This is a genomic window from Pseudomonas sp. LB3P25, from assembly GCF_054897985.1.
This window is the reverse complement of sequence record NZ_CM142711.1, coordinates 3,219,240-3,239,651: the sequence shown is the minus strand read 5'-3', so window position 1 is coordinate 3,239,651 and position 20,412 is coordinate 3,219,240. Positions and strand designations below refer to the sequence as shown.

Below are 20,412 nucleotides of genomic sequence, written 5' to 3'. Positions count from 1 at the left end.
TTTTAGAAGGGCCTACGCTTGAGCCTTGGCCTCGGCCAGTTGCTGCCAGAGCGACGGGGCGCCAGCGGATTTGGCGATGGCTTCCAGCCGTGCCACGTGCTGGGCCAGGTCATCTTCGCTGGCACGGATAATCCGCGTCGGCTGACGGTCGGCCGGCAGACGGCGGATCTCGGTGGCGGAATTGTCCGCCCCTTCCCCGGAACCATTGCCATCGGAAGCATTACCGGCCAGCGACAGGCTGGTCTGGCCGCCCGTCATGGTCAGGTAAACGTCGGCGAGGATCTCGGAGTCGAGCAAAGCGCCGTGCAGTTCACGACCGGAGTTGTCGACGCCATAGCGTTTGCACAAGGCGTCGAGGCTGTTGCGCTGCCCCGGGTGACGTTCTCGGGCCATCATCAGGGTGTCGAGGATCGAGCAGTGCTGCGTGATGTCCGCACGATCGTGCTGGCCCATCCGCGCGAATTCATTGTTGATGAAGCCAACGTCGAACGCCGCGTTATGGATGATCAGCTGCGCACCCTTGATGAATTCAAAGAACTCATCGGCCACTTCAGTGAAGCGCGGCTTGCCGACCAAAAATTCATTGGTGATGCCGTGGACGCCAATGGCGCCTTCATCACTCTCGCGGTCCGGTTGCAGATAAACGTGAAAATGCCGGCCCGTCAGGCGCCGACCGATCAACTCGACACAACCGATTTCGATAATCCGGTGGCCGTCGGTCACCGGCATGCCGGTGGTTTCGGTATCGAGTACTACCATCCTGTTAGCTGTATTTGTGTAAACCGTCATCGCATCGCCGCCTCTAAACACGCGTTAAATCTTAACATATCGTCAGAAAATCACCGCAAGAACTGACGATCAGATGTAAACAGCAAGTGACATTCTCTTCCACTACGCTGAGGTGTAAATATGATCTATACAATGAAAACCTTCATTGCTAGTGGAGGTGAACGGTTTTCCCAACTCTACGAAGCTGACGCTCCTGGCTTTCCTTTGTTCTACCCAACCGCTTTCATTGCACGCTCGATCCGGCCGTCCGCTACGCACGAAACGCAGAAGGTCTACCTTGCAGCGATTAAAAGAGTCTGTGAATGGGAATCAAGCAGGAACATCGACCTAGCGATACATTTTCACAACCGCAGGTTTCTCAGCGCTGCGGAGATTGATGACCTAACAAACTATCTGCGTGCCAGCAAATTGGGTGGCAAAGAAGATGTCATCGGCAGCGCTAAGTACAACACTTATGTTGCCTATGCAGCTATGTATATCCGTTGGCTCATACAAGAGGTTATCACCGACTCCAACACGCGCGACGTCAGGGATGCCGCTGAGAAGCAGAACACCATGCTTCTGCGGAAAATGAGGCGCAAGGTTGGGTCAAGAGCCGCACGAGAGCAACGAATTGTCGCATTGAAACTGCCTGTCGAAACTCGCAATCGGCTGCTGGACCTGTTCGACCAGCCCTTTGAGGGCATTCGACAACCACAGAACTTTGGCCCCAGACTTCGCAATATCTTGATGCTGCGAGTACTTCATGAAACAGGCATGAGATTCGGTGAGCTACTAAGCTTGAAACTTAAGCATTTTATCGAAGCCAGTGGTGGCGACAGCGCCTACTTTGATATTGAGCGCAACCACCACGATGAGTTCGACGCTCGGCTACATCAGCCTGTTGCCAAAACACTAGGCCGCAGGGTTCCGATATCGGAAAACCTCGAAGAACAGCTAATAGACTATCGAGACAATTGGCGAGCAGACGTACCGAGTGTCGGATTCTCGAATGAAGACTTCATTTTCATCGTCCATCGAGGAGGACGCAGCCAAGGTCAGGCGCTTCCCAAGACGGCATTTGGTACAGGGCTGGCCAATCTTAAACAGCTCTTTAAAGCGCTCACACCAATTCACCCTCATTTGTTACGACACGACTGGAATTACCGTTTTTCAAAGCAAGCGGATAGCGAAGGCATGCCTTTTGAGGAAGAACGAACCCTGAGGGAACAACTAATGGGTTGGGTGCCAGGTTCGCCTATGTCAAAAAATTACAATCGACGCCATATTGAAGAAAAAGCGCATGAAATAGGCAGAAAGGTAGCTTCCGATACGGCGAGGGTTTCAGAATGAAAAATAAAACTTTCTTAACAAGCATACCCATATCGATCGGACTCGATCTCGACCTCTCACGTACCGAGCGCCACGGCTCGGAAAGCGGGGCGTTTATTGGGAAGGCGACAATCTTGTAAGACCAGGCCACCAAAGATTAAAAATGAATAAGGCCCTATCGCAGTTAAGCCCCTCGCTTAAGGCCTCATTCAAACAGAACTTAATATTATTTACGAAGCAAGGAAACTATGCGCCGTATAGCTATTCGTCCATCATCGCAGCGCTGGTGGCAAGACTCAATGCACACCCCACCAGTGTCTTTGACATCGACTGGATAGCACGAGCATTGGCAAATCGACCATTTAATAGTTGCAAGAACGGAATCACTCAACTATTCCTTAATTGGAAAGAACGCGACACTGCAGCAATTAGCCTAGAGGCTCTAGACTTATTAAATGATGCTGCTTACGTCCCCGCACGCCCCCGAAATGTGCATTCTGATGATCCAAAGAAAAGCTGGCTCACCGAAGAAGAATATGACGATTTACTGAGCACCGTCTGGGATAACTACGACAGGGGGATCTTCGGCACTCAGGTGACGCTCATCAAGCTCCTGTCCATGCAATATGCGCGAAGACCCTTACAAATTGCGTACCTCAAGATCGGGGATGTCCGTGAAAACGACGGCTCGGATAGCTTGGCTCCTACAGGAAAAATTATATATTTTCCGGGTGCCAAGGACCAGAGATCCGAAATAAATTTTCGTGACAGTAAATTTGAACCCCACTGCTTGGCCGATTACTTATGGGATCTATGCCAAATTCAATGCAAGGAAGTTAGAACACTTTACGAACATGTCTTGGGCTTTTCTTTGACGGACGATCAGTTGAAAAAACTGCCTCTATTTTTTAGCAAGTTGCGTGTCGAGCAGTCTCTGCAGCTCATTGAAGTTCAGCATCGGCTCAATCTTTTGGAGAATTTAGACAACGAATTATTTCATCTACGGAAAATAAGTATCGGTAGTATCCTCTGTTGGACGACTAACACCCCGACTTGTCACTATGATGCAGCAAAGCTCAAAAGGTCGATACCGCCAAAGCCTCCCATCAGTCCACGCACTGGTCAGATATTGGCTGTCAACGCTACGAGAATGCGGCATACGCGTGCACGACAACTCGCCCGAAAGGGCATACCTAATCATCTTCTCTCTCACTGGCTGGGTCATTCGTATGAGCGGTGTTAGCCGCCTATTACAACGATCCCGCCGAACAAGCACGGCAAATTGATGAAGCAATGGCGCCAGCATTGACACCATTCGCAATGGCTTTTGCGGGCAATCTAATCGACACCACAGATCAGGCCACGAAAGCCAGCGACAGATCGAGCAAATTGGAGTTCGCCCGTTCAGGGGAACTCAAAAACGTCGGTCACTGCGGCAAACTCAGCTTCTGCGCCACAACCTGCCTCGCTGGGACTGACACCGAGGCAACACAGTTCTGGTGGTAAGGATCGACTGCTCGGTATCAGCAAGCGCGGTGATACGTATCTGCGAACATTGATGGTGCATGGCGCACGCTCGGCGCTACGCACAGCCAAATCCAAAGAGGATCGGCTCAGCCAGTGGGCCGTTCGTTTAGCCGAGCGATCGCATCCCAATGTGGCCGCTATTGCGCTGGCCAACAAAACTGCACGCATGGCTTGGGCGATGCTGCGTCACGGCACTGATTACCAACCGAATCAGGCTGCAGCCTGATCTATTTACCCGACGTGTTCTACGAGAGAAACAACTCTTAACCACGATTGCGAAGCAACCTGAACGATGGCAAACCGGTCGAACCGGCGTCGGCAAAACCCTCGAATGTCCAAGTGCGAAAAGCACGAAAAAGCGATCGGGAGCCGGCGCGCGAATAGCCCATCATGGCCCTGCATCGAAACGATGCCGTATTTAGAGGCCGAATATACGTGTGCAGTCGGCACGGGCGCCAAAGCAACGGGGCTTGCAATAAGGAGGAGTCCATATACGGTCGCTAGGCTCAACATACTGTACGGTCCATCAGGAGATCACTAGCAGTGGAATTCAAAGCGCTTTCGCTGCCCCATCTCGACGAGCTTTCCACAGCGATCTTGGCGAGCACGAACATTACATTCGTGAGAGAGAAGTTGAGTTTCCTGCTCGATTATTACCAGGTCATCAATTACGAGATGAAATATGACCGGGCATTTTGGCGGGCACGAAAATGCCCGACCGACACAGGCTTTGAACACGTCGGTGAACTGAACCATCCTCCTTCGAAATACACTGTCGCTGGCCGGCTGAATGAGGAAAATGCCCCCATCCTCTATTTGTCAGCCAACCTGATGTCCACCTTCGAAGAAATAGGCGCTTCGCAGGGTGACTTCTTGCATGTGGCAGCGTTTGAGCAACTGCCTAACGAATTGCTGAGATGTGCAATGATCGGCGAGATCACCCATGTTCATCGCTGGGGCTCAGGCTTGACCTCAGATATGGTTGGGCAATTGATTAATAAGCAGCTGAATCAGATGCCCCATGATTTCGGAAAGAGCTTCGTGTTCACTGACGCATTTCTTTCCTCAATCCTCAAGGACAGATCAGCCCGGCACACGCAGTATCTTCACTCAAGAACGCTTGCCAGCCTTCTCTTCGAGCGTAATCCTGGCATTGATGCCATTACCTACAGCGGTGTCGCCTCTGAGGCATCAAGAAACTATGCGATCAAGCCGATGGCAGCTGAGAGAACTTTGCAGGTCTCGGCGAGCTTCGTCATCAAAATCATTAAAAAATACAAGTTTGGAATGTACGATTTTGACGTGCTCCGAAACGCTCAGGGGGTTGAGTCCGATGGTCGCATCATCTGGTAATGTCAACTGTTGATGGTGAAGGCTGCTATTGGCTGTGGATTCAACCGGTTGCGGCCCCTAGTGACAGGCAGAAATCGGCCAAAAGCAGGCATTAGACGCGTCTACGAACCCAGCGGCTATTCACTGCTCTAAATCCCGCTGTCTGCCGAATACGTTCACGGCGCCGACGCCCTATTGCATCGGTCTCGCTGATCCCGTCTCGCACCACCCCGAAAGCATGTGAGGTCAGGGTGCGGGGGCTGCGGGTGTTGATTCCGTACGTCGCACTATCCGGCTATCGACGTCCAGGCCTTCCCAAGGGCTGCCCTGGCTACAGGTAAACTCGAGGCGTAAAAAAGCCCGCGTTGAGCGGGCATCGGAAATCATCCGAACTAATTCAGGCACCTGATTCAGGGTCACTCGCAGGCATACCGCGAGCTTCCTTATCGTTTTCGTCCTGATCGTCCATCTGTGGGTCGGCGTCAGGGTTATCGACTCGACCGCTCTGTCCAGCTTCTGGATGCTCACTCGACACCGAGTTATTTGCATCCACGTCAGTCATGTCTTCGTCGACAGGAGCCTCGTCGTCTGGAGGCAGCGGAACTTCGGGCTCGTCCCTCTTGGGGTCATGGCCGGTTTCGTTGTCCGTCGTGCGCGTTTCGGGCTGCTGTGATTTGTTGCCAGGTGCGTTCTCGTCAATGTCCATGCTGAACCTCCGTACTGATGCGCGGGATGTCCGTGCTTGAACATGAGAAACGGCAAAGCGTTACAAGTGCAGCGCAGTGGACGAACGGAGAAGAAAAACCCGGCTCACTGGCCTAATGCTGTTCACTTAAGCGGAGCAGCCTTACGGTCCACTGGAAACCGGGTCTTTGAGATCTTCACCGTCCTTGGCCTCGAAGGCCTGGGGCGGTGGTCCAGAAACAATCCTCCGATACCTGCCCTCAACTCTGCCAATCGTCTCCCGGTCGCTGAAACCGGGTTAGCCGCTGCCATGACGATCAGTTGGACTGCGATGTACTGGCAGGCCGGTTTGAAACGGATGTCCGATGGCGCTCGACCAAACGCCACCGCCGCCTGACTGGCTTCCCGACGAATTACGTTGTAAGCCAGCAAGAGTCCCCATACCTCCTGATAGACCAGATCGACTTTTTTGCTGCGCAAGGTCACTGCGTTCTGTTGCATCGAGCTCTTGATGTCCCTGAAGCCCAATTCAATTTCCCAGCGCTCCTGATAAAGCCTGGCAACCGCCTTGGTGTTGTAGGTATCGGCCGGCAACGACGTCATGACGGTTTTTAGCTTGCCTTGAATTTCATAGCTGACTTCGCGGGCTTCCCAGTGCGTTGGAAGAGTCGGAATGCGCTTTCTAGCCTGCGGCGAGACTTTCATGCGCACCAAACGGTCGTGCTGGCCGTAACGGGCCACTTCCTCACAGACCATGCCTTTTTTGGCCGGGATCAACCAATGACGGTTGATCCCGGCTTTGCTCAGGCTCGACAGCATTTCAGCCCCCCAGAACCCTTTATCGAACAGCGTCACCGAGTGGTTGGGGATCTGTTGCAGGAACTCATCGGCCAAGCGCATTTCACTGCGCCGGTAGGGACTCAATTGCGCATCCAGAATCAAGTGCGAGCGTACATTCATCAACGCCACAAGACGCATCATGGGAAACGGTGTCTGGCGGTCGGTCGAAGTATTTCCCGAGCCGAAGTGATCCCGAAGCTCGGGCGTATCCGCAGTGCGCAAGAGCGCACCGTCTACCGCGAACACCTGCAGATCGTGCCAGGCGTCACCGCTATAGCGCTCTGCACCCCATTGGGTACCCGTCTTGCGGAACAACCACTCAACAGGATCGGCGCCGAGCCGCTTTCGAGCTTCGGTTACACCGCTACGGGCCAACAGGTGGTCGGAGGCCAGGCCTTGGGCGCAAATGTTCAAGCGTCTGGCCACCTCGTGAACGGGTTCGTCACGAAACAGCGCCATGCCGAGCACCAGCCAAAGCACCTGGTCAGCAGGCAAGCGACGTCGGCGAATGGTGGCCTGACTGGAAAGATCCAGCGCAGAGGCTACCCACTCAATGGGGATGTTTTGGGTAAAGGTGCTCAGGTCGCAGAAGTTGAAAAGGTCGCCGAGGTCGAGCAGGTCCTGTTGAACAGACATAAAAAATCCGATGCCAGAGGTCTGGCATCGGATTTTCGGATAAGCCCAGCTAGGACTCAAATGCTTAAGTGAACAGCATTAGGCTCACTGGCCGGGCTTTCTCTCCTATCTCCTATCGTCTGAAAGCGGTGTCTGTTCATCCGCCTCTGGGGTAGTCCTCTCACCAGGATCCTTCCAGTCTTCTGGACGATCATCGCTTGGATTTTTCAACGGATCGTATTTGTTCGGATCGTCTGGATCTAGCGTCGGCTCATCTGAACCTGGCTCAGGCTTGGATGGAACAGAACCTTGTGTTTGGTTTTGAAAACTCGAATCGGTCGACATACCCACCTCACCAATGAGGTCCAGCTTTTCTGGGCCGTAATAGTTTGAATTTGGCAGGTGAAAAGTGTGCGACTGAGCAGATGAGCGGGCAGTAAAAAGCCCAGCGGGCGGCTGGGCTTTTGGAGTTGCACGGACTTGCCCCCCATCTGCATCACAACTGACCAGTCATTTGCAGCCGACTTGACCAGCGCACGTGGGAATGACGACCGGCAGAGAACGGCCAAAAGCGGTCACTCCTTCGTCAACTTGCCATCATCGAACGCTTACTGACGCTGGATAGTCCGAATACCCTTCCCTGCCTTGTGTGAACCAGGTGTTCATCTCGCTTTGAGCCAGGGGCAACTGCCGCGCTAATCGTAGAGGCAGATCGGGGTTAGCAATGAAGGGCCGCCCAAAAGCAATCGCGTCTGCGAGCCCGGCCTCTATCTGTGCCTGCGCCCGGCTGAAATCGTAGTCCGAGTTGAGAATCAGCACCCCACTGAACACCTTGCGGATTACCCCCGCAAGTGGAGGGCGCTCGGACTTGCCGAATGTACCGTCCAGCGGTGGCTCGCGTAATTCCAGATGGGCAATTCCAATCGAAGCCAGCACCTCGGCCGCTCGCTTGAACAACGGCTCGGGGTCACTGTCACGTATGCCCTGCTCATAGCTGCTTGGGGTCAATCGAACACCTGTACGATCCGGGCCGATGACCTCCGCCACCGCCTGCGTGACTTCCTTCAACAAGCGGATTCGGTTATCGATTGAACCGCCATACGCATCGGGACGAAAGTTTTCGCTATCACGCAGAAACTGGTCGATCAGATATCCGTTGGCCGCATGAATCTGTACGCCGTCAAAGCCAGCCTTCATTGCATTACGGGTTGCATGACGAAAGTCTTCCAGCAGTGCAGGGATTTCTTCCAAGGGTAAAGCACGCGCAGGGGTGTAAGGCTGCTTGCCTGCGTAGGTGTGCGCCTGACCCGGCGCAGTGGTTACAGAAGCGGACACCGGCTGTCCGCCACCCAGAAAGCTGGGGTGCACTACACGCCCCATGTGCCAGAGCTGCGCAATGATGCGACCGCCAGATGCATGAACCGCATCGGTTACCTTGCGCCATCCGGCGACCTGCTCGTCCAGCCAGATGCCTGTCGCATAAGGCCATCCGAGACCTTGTTGGCTGATACCGATGGCTTCGGAAATGATGAGACCGGCGCTCGCTCGCTGACGGTAATACTCCACCATTATGTCGCTCGGCATGTGATCACGAGTACCGCGCGCCCGGGTCATAGGCGCCATCAAAATACGTTGTGGCAGATCGAGCGCGCCGAGGCGCAGGGAATCGAATAGCGTGGTCATGATTAAGCTCTCAAATTAATGGGTAGGATCAAACTAGGCGTGCGCCGCCATCAATGTTGAGCACTGCGCCGTTCATGAATGTGTTGGTCATCAAAAACACTGCCGCCGACCCTGCTTCCTCTGATGTCCCAAGGCGATGCAAAGGCAAAGCCTGCTCCAGAGATGCCACGAACGCGTCACGGCCCTCACCCAATACCTTGCCGAGGATCGGCGTGTTGATCGGGCCGGGAGACAGCGTATTGACACGAACCGGTGCCAGCTCCAGGGCCATGCCGCGAGCCAGCGCTTCCATGGCAGCCGATGCTGCCGCCAGTACGGCAGTGCCGTAGGCATTGGGGCGATCAGCAAGAGAACCAGAGATGAAGGTAATCGACCCATCTTTTGAGAGCCTGTCACCAAGGGCACGGATAGCGCTGATCGCTGCCCAGATACGCTCATCGAACGCCCTGCGGAGATAGTCGACTTCAGCGGTCAGCACGGTTCCGGCGACAAACGTACCGGCGAGCAACACAAGGTGGTCAACGACAGGAATATCGGACAGTGCTGCTTCAACAGCATCGTTGTCGGTCACGTCCGCCGCACGCCATCCATCCAGACCATGGTCGATCGCAGCTTGCTCCGCGCGCGCTGCGTTCGAGCCAATCACAATGACATTGGCGCCTGCGGCTTTCGCTTGTATTGCGGCTGCCAGGCCGATGCCGGATGTGCCGCCGAAAATGACCACAGTGCGGTCGGCGAGTGAAGATGGAAGTGCTTGGGTGATCGTCATGATGAATCTCCGCTGGAACACCTGAATGGCGTTCGATGGAGAGAGACTAAAGCTATGAAGAGAGATTGATAATTGGGGGCAAAGTCGCTTTACTAGTGCCATGAAGGAACAAATTGGTTTAGACCGTTTAACCGGGCTCATTGCCTTTGCGCGGGCGGCCTCGCTGGGCAGCTACACCGCTGCTGCGCGAGCCCTCTCAGTGTCCCCCTCTGCCATCAGTAAAAGCGTGCAACGGCTTGAGGAGCATTTTGGGCTGATGCTGTTCACCCGCACTACGCGGTCGTTGATCCTCACACCTGAGGGGCGGGACCTTTATGAACGTGCGCTGCGGATTCTGCGAGAGGTAGAAGACATCGACCAGGCAGCAGTCGCTTCCCGAGCCGAGCCTTCAGGTATTTTGAAAGTGACTGCCCCGCTGCCCATCGGTTTGAACATCCTGGCTCCTGCACTGCCCAGGTTTCGTGAGCAATACCCCAACCTGGCAGTCGACCTGAGGCTCGGAGATCAGTATGCAGACATCATTGAGCAAGGGGTCGACGTGGCAATTCGAGTGGGCAACCTTGCCGATTCGCGCCTGGTTTCACGGCCTCTGGGGCCCCATCGAATCGGCGCGTTTGCGTCACCCCACTACCTCCAACGCAGAGGCACACCGGCCACGGCTGAAGACCTTGCGGAACACGAGTGCGTGAATTTTCGCTACCAGAGTACAGGGCAAAGTTTGCGGTGGCCCTATCAGGCGGGTGACAGGCAGCTTGAGCTGACGCCAGATTCAGCTTTTACCGTTGATGCCAGCGACGCGGTCGCGGCGGTACTGGCCGCAGGAGGCGGTATTGGTATCTCACCGCATTATGTGGCTGCGCCCTACGTTCGCCGTGGAGAATTGATTCCAGTCCTTCCGCAGTTCTCCGTGGAACGCTTCGCCATCACCGCCTTGTGGCCGGAAAGCCGTCGAGGCAGCCCCAACGTGAAAGCATTCATCGCATTTCTGATTGAGCTGTTCCCTTCAACGCCTCCGTGGGATGACGCGGTGAACAAGGTGGCCGCCGCGAGACGGGGCTGAACGATTCAGAGAGGGTAAAATGCTGGAATGTGCGGCCGCAATCGGCCAAAAACAGCCACCCAACGGGCTGACACAGTTACCTACGATCTTATCGAGTAACGTGGCTTAAATAGTTCGCCGATCTGCCTTAGTCAAAGACCGCTCCTCGTGCTGCGGACAACGGATGTTATGGTATTCGGGCTGTATCACGCACGGAAGATGACGCGGCGATACCTCTTCCGAAGGTTCATCATTTTTTTCAACAAACGGAGTCACCTACATGGAAGTCATCAATCAGTTGCAACCCGCAGAGTGTGCGGGCATGGAGGACATCCGACGCGAAATCGATGCCCTTGATCAGGTCGTTATCAAGCTGTTGGGCAAGCGTTTTCACTACGTGCTGGCTGCCTCGAAGTTCAAGACCTCGGCGACTTCGGTGCGTGCTCCGGAGCGTTTCAAGGCCATGCTGGCGACACGTCGCGAGTGGGCCGAGGCCGTGGGCCTGAGCCCGGATGCAATTGAGAAGATGTACAGCGACCTGGTAAACCACTTCATTGCCGAAGAGATGAAACACTGGGCGACTCATCAATCCGAAACCTGATTCTGGTGTCCGGACTGTCCGCTTTGGGTTGTGGATTTCGCTCAGTCGCGACATGCAGAAAACGGCCAAGAGTGACCTTTCTGTTCCCTGTTCAGGCCGTTTTGCACGTCAACCAGGCACTCCAAAAAAGGCTGCTGAAAAAACGGGTAGCGCTCCCAAATCCGGCGTCATGCAGCAGTTTTTGAACCGCTGCCTCGGAATGTGGAGGATCAGCGCCTTGAAGGATTTTCCCAAGCTTGACCTTCACTTCGTCCGGGCTGGCGCCATGCTGTCGCCACCGTTGCCCCCAGGCGGCAAGCAATAACGGTTGGCTGGCATAAGCATATTGATTGCCCGCGACAATCAGCGGCGCACCGGGCTTTAGATGAGCCCGAATGGATCGTAAAATTTGTCGTTTCGCGTCATCCCCATCGAGATGATGGAGCACACCGATCAAGGTGGCTGCGTCGTATGACTCGTTCGCTGCCAGCTCTTCAACATGCCCAAGATGCAGGCTTGTTCTTTCGAGCAAATTGTTTGCCTCCAGCTGCTGCGCCGCGGCCTCCAGCATCGGCTCGGATGGATCAACGGCAGTGAAGCGCCATGTCGGTTCCAGCGCTGCCATCGCAATAATCTCCTGAGCCGTACCGCCAGCGCCAACGACCAGTATTTTCGCGGAGCGTGCATTGCCGAGGCTTGCCGCCAACATGCACGCAGCAAGATCCTGGCAAGCGTCATACCCAGCTAATGCGATACGGCTCTGCCGTCCGTACTCATTGGCCCGTGAAGTATCAAATTTTTCAGCTGCGTTAAGGGGAGATGATTTCAAGGTGGTTCTCCATGTCCTCAAATCAAGCTACGCCACACGCAACGATAATAAAAATTCATTAATTTTATGCGCTGCATTCCTGCAAGGAATGCAGCGCGCTAACAATCGCTCGTTTGATCAGATGGAGGCCGCCTTGCCACGACAGGCCGCTTTGGGTCGACTGCAGCCCTTCGCGTCAGGCAGCTAACGGCCCAGAGTGTGTAAAAACACTAAATCGAGTTTTCTTTAGCGACGCTAGAAGACCGTGCTCAGGTTTGAAAACTGATCAAGGCCATGATGTTTCCAAGAACAGTCAAAACGGCTCAGCAGCCTCTAAAGCCCTTTGGATGGGGTAAAAAAACCGGTTTTTACGCCGTTAACGCTATCATCAAGCCAGCGGCGCCGATGATTTTCATTACCCGTTTCAGATTGTAGGCGAGCACGTTCAAGCTCATCTCGGCGCTCACCCCGTTGAGCTTTCGAGTCAGGAAGTGCGTCGCACCCATCCATTGTTTGAGCGTCCCCAAGGGATGCTCAACCGTCCGTTTTCGGACTCGCATCATCTCCGGGGCGTTGCTCAACGGGCTCTGCATTTCCTCAAGTATTGCTTCATGCTCCCAGCGTCGGATTCGCCGTTCCGTGCTCGGTGTACATTGCGATTTCAGTGCGCAGCCCTGGCAATTGGAACCCCAGTAACGGTGCAACTTCAGGCCTTTTTCAACGTAGGAATAGTGCCAAATCAGCGCCTCTCCAGCCGGGCAAATGTATTCGTTTTTTGCTGCGTCATAAATGAAGGCATCGTTATTGAAGCGCCCGTCTGCTTTGGCTCCAGAGGTCATCGGTTTGGGCACATAGGCGGTGATGGCTGCATCGTGACAAACCAGGATTTCTTCTCTTTTGAAGTAACCTCGGTCAGCCACTACCGACAGCGTTTCTGACGCCTGCTTGGTCATCGAGCTGAGTTGATCGCGGTCGGAACCGACGTTGGTGACCTCATGCGCAACGATCAAATGGTGCTGGGTATCGACCGCTGTCTGCACGTTGTAGCCGACGATCTGCAAGCATGTGTGGTTTTTCTTGCTGATCGGCGCCGGCCTGATGGCTGTCGCCTATAGAGAGCCTGTCGACCAATAGCCCCTTGCAAGCATCAGAAATCGTTTGTAACGGGTACCGTCACTTCATCTTTCACAAGCTCCATCACTACATAGGAATGTGTTTGATGGACGTTTGGTAAACGCCCAATCTCATGACCTAGTACAGCGCGGTAATGTGCGATGTCGTGTGTTCTGACCTTGAGCAGATAGTCGAAATTACCCGCCACCATATAGCAACTCTGTATTTCCGGGATACGCCGCACAGCCTCATTGAAACGCTCGAGCGCATCTTCACTGGTTTTGTTCAGGGTTACCTGCACAACCAGTACATGGCCGGCCCCCAGCTGATTCGGGTCCAGGTCTGCACGATAGCCCCGAATGATTCCTTCCTGCTCTAACCGCCGTACACGCTGCGCACAGGGCGTTTTCGTCAAGTTCACTCTGCTGGCCAAATCGACAATGGGCAGTCGTCCATGCTCTTGCAGCTGATACAAGATTTGCTTATCTATGCGATCGATCTTCACTAGCCATATTTCCTATAAAACCCAATTAAAGAGGACATAAGGCAGCCAATTTATCAATATTTAGAGCCATCTCCTAGGAAAAAAGACTGAATATGTAGTCGTGAAGGCTAGGCGTATAAGCGGATCCGGCAATAGGGTTTCCCTATCAGCTCGGGTGAGGTCCTAGCCTTCTGTTCAGGGTTTGAGTGTCCAGGAATAAATGGGAGAGACGCGAAGGTATTCCTTTCTGGCAATTGATCTTTGTCGATTGAAAGTCAATGGATACACCATTTTTCGTCACGCTTAATCCATCTTTCTCAACGTGGATGGAAAGCTTCCAAGAATAAATCTAATCCGAGGATTGACCACTATGACCGTATCCAAACAAACAAGAGAACCCATGCAGCCAATGAGCACCCCCCATAGCTCTAATGGCCTCGAACAGGGGCTCAAACCGCGGCATGTGACCATGCTGTCGATCGCTGGCGTCATCGGCGCCGGCCTGTTCGTCGGCTCTGGACACGCCATTGCCGCCGCCGGTCCCGCTGTGCTGCTGGCCTATGCCGCCGCCGGTACGCTGGTGGTGCTGGTAATGCGCATGCTGGCCGAAATGGCCATCGCTTCGCCGGACACCGGCTCGTTCTCGACTTATGCCGATCGGGCGATCGGTCACTGGGCCGGTTTCACCATCGGCTGGCTGTACTGGTGGTTCTGGGTGCTGGTGATCCCGTTGGAAGCCAACGCCGCCGCAACCATCCTCCACGGCTGGTTCCCTGACGTGGCGATCTGGGCGTTCACACTGGTCATTACCCTGCTGTTGACGGTGACCAACCTGTTCAGCGTGAAGAATTACGGCGAGTTCGAATTCTGGTTCGCGCTAGTCAAGGTGGTCGCGATCATCGGCTTTATCATCCTTGGCGTGCTGGCAATCTTCGGCCTGCTGCCGACTAGCCAGGTCAGCGGTGTCTCGCACCTGTTCGATACCCAAGGCTTCCTGCCCAACGGCATGGGCGCGGTTCTGGCCGCGATGCTGACCACGATGTTCTCGTTCATGGGCACCGAAATCGTCACCATCGCCGCCGCCGAATCGAAGAACCCTGGCCAGCAAATCTCCAAGGCCACCAACTCGGTGATTTGGCGGATCGGCTTGTTCTATCTGGTATCGATTTTCATCGTTGTGGCGCTGGTGCCGTGGAACGACGCAGGCCTGGCGCAGGTTGGTTCCTACCAGACCGTACTCGACCGCATGGGTATTCCAAACGCCAAACTGATCGTTGATCTGGTGGTTCTGGTTGCCGTGACCAGTTGCCTGAACTCGGCGCTGTACACCGCCTCGCGCATGCTCTTCTCCCTGGGCAATCGTGGTGATGCACCGGCCGTTGCGAAAATCACCAACAAAAGCGGCACGCCTTACTGGGCCGTGATTCTGTCCACTGCAGCAGCGTTCCTCGCGGTATTCGCCAACTACGTGGCCCCGGCTGCGGTGTTCGAGTTCCTGCTCGCCAGTTCCGGCGCTATCGCCTTGCTGGTGTACCTGGTGATCGCCGTATCCCAATTGCGCATGCGCCAGAAGCGCATGGCCGTCGGCGAGAAAATCGACTACAAGATGTGGCTGTTCCCGGGCCTGACCTACGCGGTGATCGTGTTCATCGTCGGGATACTGACCATCATGCTGTTCCAGGAAGCGCATCGTGTGGAGATCCTGGCGACCGGCGTGCTGAGCATTCTGGTGATCGCGGCAGGTCTGTTTGTGGCGCGTCGTCGCAGGCTCGAGAAGCTTGGGGCGGTGGTGTTGAATTGATGGTTTGATTCAATCACGTCATGGCCGCTGTAAGGGATGACAGCGGCCGTAGTGACTGCATTTGGTCCAGAGTGTGTAAAAACGCTGGATGAAGTTTTCAACTTCAAATCCATTGGCCTTTCTCACGCTTCGGCGCCCACGCACGGCCAGGATGTCCTTGGCCCACCAACTTAGCGTTGCCGATGACTTGAAAAGCCTGAACGGGCTCTAACGTCCTCTCATTGCAGTATTCGCAATTTCGCAACCTGATGAACAGCTACTAGGCGTTAGCAGCGCGCCAAGCTTAATTCGGCCTTGCAATTACGAAAGTGCATACAACAAAGGGCCCTCGAAGGGCCCTTGTTTGTACTCAATAGGAAATCACATGGACAACCGAGGCTCGACGTTGACGGAGCTGCCATGCGTACATGCGCCAAACATACGGTTAGTTCAACCAGTCCGCTAAGTCGCTGGCGGTCAGTCACCCGAATTTGATGGCACCGCCCTGGAAGTCGTCGCGCGCCAAACGCAGGTCATCGGCGTCCTGATTGAGCCGGTGAACCAGGTTGAGCAACCGTTGCCGCAACACCTCGTCCGTGAGCTGCTCAGTTGCACGCATAACATCCAGCGCCGCGTGCTCATTGTTGGTAGCAACAGAGTCGAGCAGTTTGCGCATGCTTCTTGATGGCCGATTCATCTCTAGCACCTAGGATTCCAATGACGCGAATCATACGGCAAGATTATTTCGCCAGTGTTTCAACTGCGCGGGCTGGCTCTAAGCCCCAGGCACCGGCTGAGTTGTCGTTGGAAAGCCTAAACCATTAGATCTAGCTACCGGTTTCAAAGCGATCTGCAGGCTAAAGATGGTTTCCACATTGCGTTCAGATACTCGAAACCATAGCCTCATAACTGCTGTACATTCAAATCACGCATGAATTTGAATGTGCGAATGGAGACAAGGAGAGCAGGATGAAGACTACGCAAAGGAGAGAAATATGAGCCTTGCAATGACAATTCTCAGCATGTTTGCTGCTTGGGTGACGGTAGCTATTGCCATGCTGTGGGGAGTATTGCGAATCGCACGTCGACACCAACCGCAAACCATCCAGAGAACTGCCAATGAAGTTTCTTGGCCGAGAAACTCGTCGATGCCCAGAGCCAGCATATAGCTGAGCGCCATTCTAATACCAAGTCAGAAAGCCCCACGCCGGGCGTGCATCGGTTGCGGTGCATTTCAAGCCAGAACGCTGCACTGAGTTAGCACGGAGCTTCCGAAATGAATCCCACGACACCTGACGGTCGCTACTTTGTAGTCAACCGGCAGCTGTGGCGTTGCAGCAACCCTTCGTTGACCGCAGATGCCCGGCAGCGTCTCGTCGACGAACTGATGGGAGCACGAGGTAAGGTGAAGGCAGCGGAAGCCTCTGGCGATCCTGGGCAGCTGAAGTTGGCCAAGGCGCGCTGAATCCAAGTACCAGTCGCCAATTTTCATCTATCGACAGACATGCTTAGCTGATAGCAGCAAGTCGTCGAATTTGCTCGCACACAATGGCCGACTCAGTAAATAACCCTGGCCTTCATCACAGGAAACAGAATCGAGCAACTGAAGGTGTTCAAGTGTTTCAATACCCTCGGCGGTCACCGTGAGCGAGAGTGCGCGGCCCAGCCCGATCACGGCCTTTATGATCGCCAGGTTAGTGTGGTCCTCGCTCAGCCTGTTGACAAAGCTACGGTCGATCTTAAGCCCATCGAACGGAAACGACCGCAAATAGTTCAAGGACGAGTAACCCGTACCAAAATCGTCCATCGACATTCTGACCCCGAGTGATTTCAGGGTTCGCATCGAGACAAGTGCATTGTCGGCATCTTCCAGCATGACGCTTTCAGTCACTTCCAGTTCGAGCCGTGCCGCCACTAGGCCAGACGCGGTCAAGGCAGTTTTTACGCGTTCGACCAACTGACCTCCCTGGAATTCTTTCGAGGAAACATTGACCGATACGAACAGCTCCTCGGGCCAACGAATAGCTTGGCTGCAAGCCGTGTGCATGACCCAATCGCCGAGCGCAGTGATGAGCCCTGTTTCTTCGGCGATCGGGATAAACTCGTCAGGGGCCAAAAGGCCCCGTTTAGGATGCTCCCAACGAACCAATGCCTCGGCTCCCACCATCTTGCCGTCTGAAATTCGAAACCTGGGCTGAAACTGAAGTCGCAGTTCACCATGATTGATAGCATATCGAAGATCGCTTTCTAATCGTCTACGCTCAATGATCCGGTCGCTCATCTCTCCATCATAAAATCGCCAGATACCGCGACCGCTGGCTTTTGCCTCGTACAGCGCAATATCTGAATAACGCAACAATTCAGTTGCCTGCGACGAGTCCTCGGGGGCCATTGCAATCCCCACACTAGCGCTGACAAAGATGTCTTGGCCATCGATCACGATGGCTTGCTCGATCAAACCAATCAATCGGCGGCAAATGGTTTCGACTTCCGAGTGGTCAACCCTGCCGGAGATGACCATGACAAACTCGTCACCGCCCACTCTAGCCACAATGTCTTCGTTGCGGACGCACTGTTTGAGTCGATCCGAAATCTTGTTCAGTACACGATCACCCGCAGCATGCCCAAGAAGGTCGTTGACCGGCTTGAACCGATCAAGGTCGATGGTCAGCATGACCAACGGTGAGTTTGATGCAAGCACTGTGACCAACTTGCTTTCAAGAAAGTCGCGCAACTGGCTTCTGTTTGGTAGCCCCGTCAGCACGTCGTGTTTTGAAAGGTACTCGACGCGTTGGCGCGATTCTATTTCTTCAGTCACGTCAGTCGCGGTGCCGCGAAAACCCTGATTGTGAATATTGCGCGCTGCCACTCTGGCGGTTCGTTTACGTAGATGGACATCGGTATAGCCGCATTCCGTGGTCGTATTGCAACGCCTATCGTTGCTTCGAAACCAATCCAGCAGTGTGCCGTGTTGCAGGTCGACCAGATTGTCGATCAAACTGCCTAACCATTGGGTCTTTGACAGACCGGTCACCGTCTCGAACCTATCGGACAAATAAGTTACTCGCCCTTCAGTATCAGTTTCCCATATCCAATCAGAGCTGACTTCCGCCACGTCGCGAAAGCGCGATTCGCTTATGGCCAGGGCGGCTTGGCTGTTTCTCAACAACTCATGGTTCCCGTCCAGAGCGCGCGCGGCCTTTGTGTTGCGACGCTGCATGATCCAAGTCATCAGAAAGATGGTGAGCCCTGCCAGAACTATCATCGGCAACACGAGGATAACCATTTGCCGTCCTGGCTTCACTGCGCTCCATTGCAGTTGAATGACGTTGTTGTTGTCACCATGCAATATGGCGCGTGGCTCGGTTGTGTCATTGTCCGCAGCAATGCGCAGCCCTTTGATACCCAGATTTTCGCCGATTTCGTCCAGCTTGGCGGGGTCAAGTATTTTGACGACCATCATCACTGATGATGGCCTGCCATCCGGCACTACAGTGGAGTCCGTGCCTGGCGTAATGGCCGCTGCCGCGATCAACGTCGGCGTACCTTTGAGCGTCGTAATCAAGGTTACCACCTCTCCGTCCTCGGACTCGGCCCGAGCGTTGCTTACTAGCTCATCGATGGGCCGCCCGATCCAGTCCGCGGCCGATACAGACTGGAACTTGCCCTCTATCACGGAGTAGACGGTACGATCGGAAGGTCCCAGTACGAACATGCCCTGAAAGCCAAAGTCATCAAATAGGGCCGGACCGAAATTTTCTCGCACATACGCCCAGTCGAAATCGACAGTACGGTGCAAATGCTTATAGGCATCACCCCAGAATGCATAGTCCTTAACGGTCAAATGCAGGGACTTTTCAGCCCCGTCGATGCTTTTCTCAATCAGGGACTGCGCTTGTTCCTGCTCTGCGCGATTCAGGCCATGGGCGAAATACAACAGCAGTGAGACCGCCATTGCAAAGACGACGGTAAGAATCGCAGAGAACGTGATCAAAGAGGCATGTGCCAATGAGGCACTGGTGCGCATTTCAGCTGACGAGTAAAGGGTGGTATTAGCAGATTTAAGCATGATAGGCCTGAGCGAGTGGTAAGCCACATCGCCTCGACGATAAGAGACCAATCAAATCGTCGGTGCGGCGATGCACTGATGGCACCTGTAAGCCAATCAGATGGTAAGAAGCGACTGGCCATCCGTCTCTAACGGAATAGGCGCAAGCCAGCTCCCACAGGGATTTGTGATTGTTTGCTATACCCGAAATTGATCCATCAATGTCATCTGATGGGTGGTCAGCGAGTTGAGCTGGCTGCTGATCTGTGCCGATTCGGTGGCCTGGCCGGTCAGGGTTTCGGTGACCGTGCGGATCGCCGAGACGTTGCGGTTGACCTCTTCGGCTACCGCGCTTTGCTGTTCGGCGGCGCTGGCGATTTGCAGGTTCATGTCGCTGATGACCGTCACCGCGTCGCTGATTTTGCTCAAGGCCTGCACCGCTTGCTGGATCTGCCCGGCGTTGCTGTGGGCCTGGGTCTGGCTCGAATGCATGGTAGCAACCACGCCGCGAGTACCGGTCTGGATGCGTTCGATGACAATGCGGATTTCTTCCACCGAATCCTGGGTGCGTTTGGCCAGGTTGCGCACTTCATCGGCGACCACCGCAAATCCGCGCCCGCTCTCGCCGGCACGCGCCGCTTCAATCGCCGCGTTGAGCGCCAGCAGGTTGGTTTGCTCGGCGATGCTGCGGATCACTTCCAGCACCGAACCGATCTGCTCGCTGTTGACCGCCAATGCTTCGACTTCCGTCACCGCCTTGCTGACTTCGTCGGCCAGTTGATTGATGTCGCGGGTGCTGCGTTCAATGATCTGCATGCCGTCGCGGGCCGACTGGTCGGCACCCTTGGCCGCATTCGCCGCGCTAGAGGCACTGTTGGCGACGTCGTGGGCGGTGGCGCTCATTTCGTTGGACGCGGTGGCGACCTGGTCGATTTCGCGGAACTGCACCTGCATGCCTTCGCTGGTCTGGCGGGCGATTTCCGAAGACTGATCGGCGGTGCCGCGCGCAT

General features: G+C 54.7%; 18 protein-coding genes and 2 pseudogenes. 9 read left to right on the top strand and 11 right to left on the bottom strand.

What is annotated here, in order from left to right:
- Positions 1-12: 12 nt before the first annotated feature.
- Positions 13-789, bottom strand: coding sequence for a DNA polymerase III subunit epsilon (gene dnaQ / locus ACYZTW_RS14715; protein WP_462005478.1), 777 nt, complete (start codon positions 787-789; stop codon positions 13-15).
- A 132-nt stretch (positions 790-921) separates the two neighbouring features.
- Between dnaQ and ACYZTW_RS14710 the strand changes: the two genes are divergently transcribed.
- From ACYZTW_RS14710 to ACYZTW_RS14690, 5 genes and pseudogenes are all read left to right on the top strand, one after another.
- Positions 922-2,121, top strand: coding sequence for a site-specific integrase (locus tag ACYZTW_RS14710; protein WP_462005477.1), 1,200 nt, complete (start codon positions 922-924; stop codon positions 2,119-2,121).
- 142 nt (positions 2,122-2,263) lie between these two features.
- The gene (locus tag ACYZTW_RS14705) at positions 2,264-3,343 is read left to right on the top strand and encodes a hypothetical protein (protein ID WP_462005476.1); all 1,080 of its coding nucleotides are present in this window, start codon (positions 2,264-2,266) and stop codon (positions 3,341-3,343) included.
- A complete protein-coding gene (locus tag ACYZTW_RS14700) occupies positions 3,337-3,606 on the top strand; it encodes a hypothetical protein (RefSeq protein WP_462005475.1) in 270 nt (89 codons plus the stop codon). Before ACYZTW_RS14705 ends, ACYZTW_RS14700 begins: the two co-directional genes overlap by 7 nt.
- A pseudogene (locus ACYZTW_RS14695) lies at positions 3,563-3,853 on the top strand (transposase); the annotation flags it as partial. The gene ACYZTW_RS14700 and the pseudogene ACYZTW_RS14695, both read left to right, overlap by 44 nt.
- A gap of 317 nt (positions 3,854-4,170) precedes the next feature.
- Positions 4,171-4,980 carry a hypothetical protein gene (locus tag ACYZTW_RS14690; protein ID WP_462005474.1) on the top strand — a complete coding sequence of 270 codons (810 nt, stop codon included), beginning with the start codon at positions 4,171-4,173 and terminating at the stop codon, positions 4,978-4,980.
- Positions 4,981-5,356: 376 nt separating this feature from the next.
- Here ACYZTW_RS14690 and ACYZTW_RS14685 read toward each other — a convergent pair whose 3' ends face one another.
- The 4 genes from ACYZTW_RS14685 to ACYZTW_RS14670 form a co-directional block, all read right to left on the bottom strand.
- Positions 5,357-5,665 carry a hypothetical protein gene (locus tag ACYZTW_RS14685; RefSeq protein ID WP_123366410.1) on the bottom strand — a complete coding sequence of 103 codons (309 nt, stop codon included), beginning with the start codon at positions 5,663-5,665 and terminating at the stop codon, positions 5,357-5,359.
- 122 nt (positions 5,666-5,787) lie between these two features.
- A complete protein-coding gene (locus ACYZTW_RS14680) occupies positions 5,788-7,119 on the bottom strand; it encodes an IS4 family transposase (protein WP_462000820.1) in 1,332 nt (443 codons plus the stop codon).
- 576 nt (positions 7,120-7,695) lie between these two features.
- Positions 7,696-8,781 (bottom strand): alkene reductase, encoded by a 1,086-nt coding sequence (locus tag ACYZTW_RS14675; protein ID WP_462005473.1) that lies wholly within the window; start codon positions 8,779-8,781, stop codon positions 7,696-7,698.
- A gap of 28 nt (positions 8,782-8,809) precedes the next feature.
- Positions 8,810-9,550, bottom strand: coding sequence for an SDR family oxidoreductase (locus tag ACYZTW_RS14670; RefSeq protein WP_462005472.1), 741 nt, complete (start codon positions 9,548-9,550; stop codon positions 8,810-8,812).
- A gap of 100 nt (positions 9,551-9,650) precedes the next feature.
- Between ACYZTW_RS14670 and ACYZTW_RS14665 the strand changes: the two genes are divergently transcribed.
- Both ACYZTW_RS14665 and ACYZTW_RS14660 read left to right on the top strand, forming a co-directional pair.
- Entirely contained in the window at positions 9,651-10,610 is a 960-nt protein-coding gene (locus ACYZTW_RS14665) for a LysR family transcriptional regulator (protein ID WP_462005471.1), read from the top strand.
- 259 nt (positions 10,611-10,869) lie between these two features.
- Complete coding sequence (locus ACYZTW_RS14660; protein WP_462005470.1) at positions 10,870-11,190, top strand: isochorismate lyase; 321 nt, start codon at positions 10,870-10,872, stop codon at positions 11,188-11,190.
- 91 nt (positions 11,191-11,281) lie between these two features.
- Here the strand turns inward: ACYZTW_RS14660 and ACYZTW_RS14655 are convergent, their stop codons facing one another.
- The 3 genes from ACYZTW_RS14655 to ACYZTW_RS14645 form a co-directional block, all read right to left on the bottom strand.
- The gene (locus ACYZTW_RS14655; protein WP_462005469.1) at positions 11,282-11,998 is read right to left on the bottom strand and encodes a class I SAM-dependent methyltransferase; all 717 of its coding nucleotides are present in this window, start codon (positions 11,996-11,998) and stop codon (positions 11,282-11,284) included.
- A 347-nt stretch (positions 11,999-12,345) separates the two neighbouring features.
- Positions 12,346-13,077, bottom strand: coding sequence for a transposase (locus tag ACYZTW_RS14650; RefSeq protein WP_462005759.1), 732 nt, complete (start codon positions 13,075-13,077; stop codon positions 12,346-12,348).
- Between the two features lie 47 nt (positions 13,078-13,124).
- A complete protein-coding gene (locus ACYZTW_RS14645; RefSeq protein WP_462005468.1) occupies positions 13,125-13,595 on the bottom strand; it encodes an Lrp/AsnC ligand binding domain-containing protein in 471 nt (156 codons plus the stop codon).
- A 388-nt stretch (positions 13,596-13,983) separates the two neighbouring features.
- Here ACYZTW_RS14645 and gabP point away from each other — a divergent pair, with 388 nt between their 5' ends.
- Positions 13,984-15,375: a GABA permease gene (gabP, locus tag ACYZTW_RS14640; RefSeq protein WP_462005758.1), complete on the top strand. Its 1,392-nt coding sequence runs from the start codon at positions 13,984-13,986 to the stop codon at positions 15,373-15,375.
- Between the two features lie 460 nt (positions 15,376-15,835).
- Here gabP and ACYZTW_RS14635 read toward each other — a convergent pair whose 3' ends face one another.
- Positions 15,836-16,051: a hypothetical protein gene (locus ACYZTW_RS14635; protein WP_462005467.1), complete on the bottom strand. Its 216-nt coding sequence runs from the start codon at positions 16,049-16,051 to the stop codon at positions 15,836-15,838.
- A 579-nt stretch (positions 16,052-16,630) separates the two neighbouring features.
- On the opposite strand from ACYZTW_RS14635, the pseudogene ACYZTW_RS14630 reads away from it, so the two are divergent.
- A pseudogene (locus ACYZTW_RS14630) lies at positions 16,631-16,813 on the top strand (hypothetical protein); the annotation flags it as partial.
- Positions 16,814-16,846: 33 nt separating this feature from the next.
- Here ACYZTW_RS14630 and ACYZTW_RS14625 read toward each other — a convergent pair.
- Both ACYZTW_RS14625 and ACYZTW_RS14620 read right to left on the bottom strand, forming a co-directional pair.
- Positions 16,847-19,423 (bottom strand): bifunctional diguanylate cyclase/phosphodiesterase, encoded by a 2,577-nt coding sequence (locus tag ACYZTW_RS14625; RefSeq protein ID WP_462005466.1) that lies wholly within the window; start codon positions 19,421-19,423, stop codon positions 16,847-16,849.
- A 177-nt stretch (positions 19,424-19,600) separates the two neighbouring features.
- Positions 19,601-20,356: a methyl-accepting chemotaxis protein gene (locus tag ACYZTW_RS14620; protein ID WP_462005757.1), complete on the bottom strand. Its 756-nt coding sequence runs from the start codon at positions 20,354-20,356 to the stop codon at positions 19,601-19,603.
- Positions 20,357-20,412: the final 56 nt, after the last annotated feature.

Bases quoted from the DNA above. Each gene is read 5' to 3' on its own strand.
- dnaQ (WP_462005478.1), bottom strand. From the start codon at position 789: ATGACGGTTTACACAAATACAGCTAACAGGATGGTAGTACTCGATACC.
- ACYZTW_RS14710 (WP_462005477.1), top strand. From the start codon at position 922: ATGAAAACCTTCATTGCTAGTGGAGGTGAACGGTTTTCCCAACTCTAC.
- ACYZTW_RS14705 (WP_462005476.1), top strand. From the start codon at position 2,264: ATGAATAAGGCCCTATCGCAGTTAAGCCCCTCGCTTAAGGCCTCATTC.
- ACYZTW_RS14685 (WP_123366410.1), bottom strand. From the start codon at position 5,665: ATGGACATTGACGAGAACGCACCTGGCAACAAATCACAGCAGCCCGAA.
- ACYZTW_RS14680 (WP_462000820.1), bottom strand. From the start codon at position 7,119: ATGTCTGTTCAACAGGACCTGCTCGACCTCGGCGACCTTTTCAACTTC.
- ACYZTW_RS14675 (WP_462005473.1), bottom strand. From the start codon at position 8,781: ATGACCACGCTATTCGATTCCCTGCGCCTCGGCGCGCTCGATCTGCCA.
- ACYZTW_RS14670 (WP_462005472.1), bottom strand. From the start codon at position 9,550: ATGACGATCACCCAAGCACTTCCATCTTCACTCGCCGACCGCACTGTG.
- ACYZTW_RS14665 (WP_462005471.1), top strand. From the start codon at position 9,651: ATGAAGGAACAAATTGGTTTAGACCGTTTAACCGGGCTCATTGCCTTT.
- ACYZTW_RS14660 (WP_462005470.1), top strand. From the start codon at position 10,870: ATGGAAGTCATCAATCAGTTGCAACCCGCAGAGTGTGCGGGCATGGAG.
- gabP (WP_462005758.1), top strand. From the start codon at position 13,984: ATGAGCACCCCCCATAGCTCTAATGGCCTCGAACAGGGGCTCAAACCG.
- ACYZTW_RS14635 (WP_462005467.1), bottom strand. From the start codon at position 16,051: ATGAATCGGCCATCAAGAAGCATGCGCAAACTGCTCGACTCTGTTGCT.
- ACYZTW_RS14625 (WP_462005466.1), bottom strand. From the start codon at position 19,423: ATGCTTAAATCTGCTAATACCACCCTTTACTCGTCAGCTGAAATGCGC.
- ACYZTW_RS14620 (WP_462005757.1), bottom strand. From the start codon at position 20,356: ATGCAGGTGCAGTTCCGCGAAATCGACCAGGTCGCCACCGCGTCCAAC.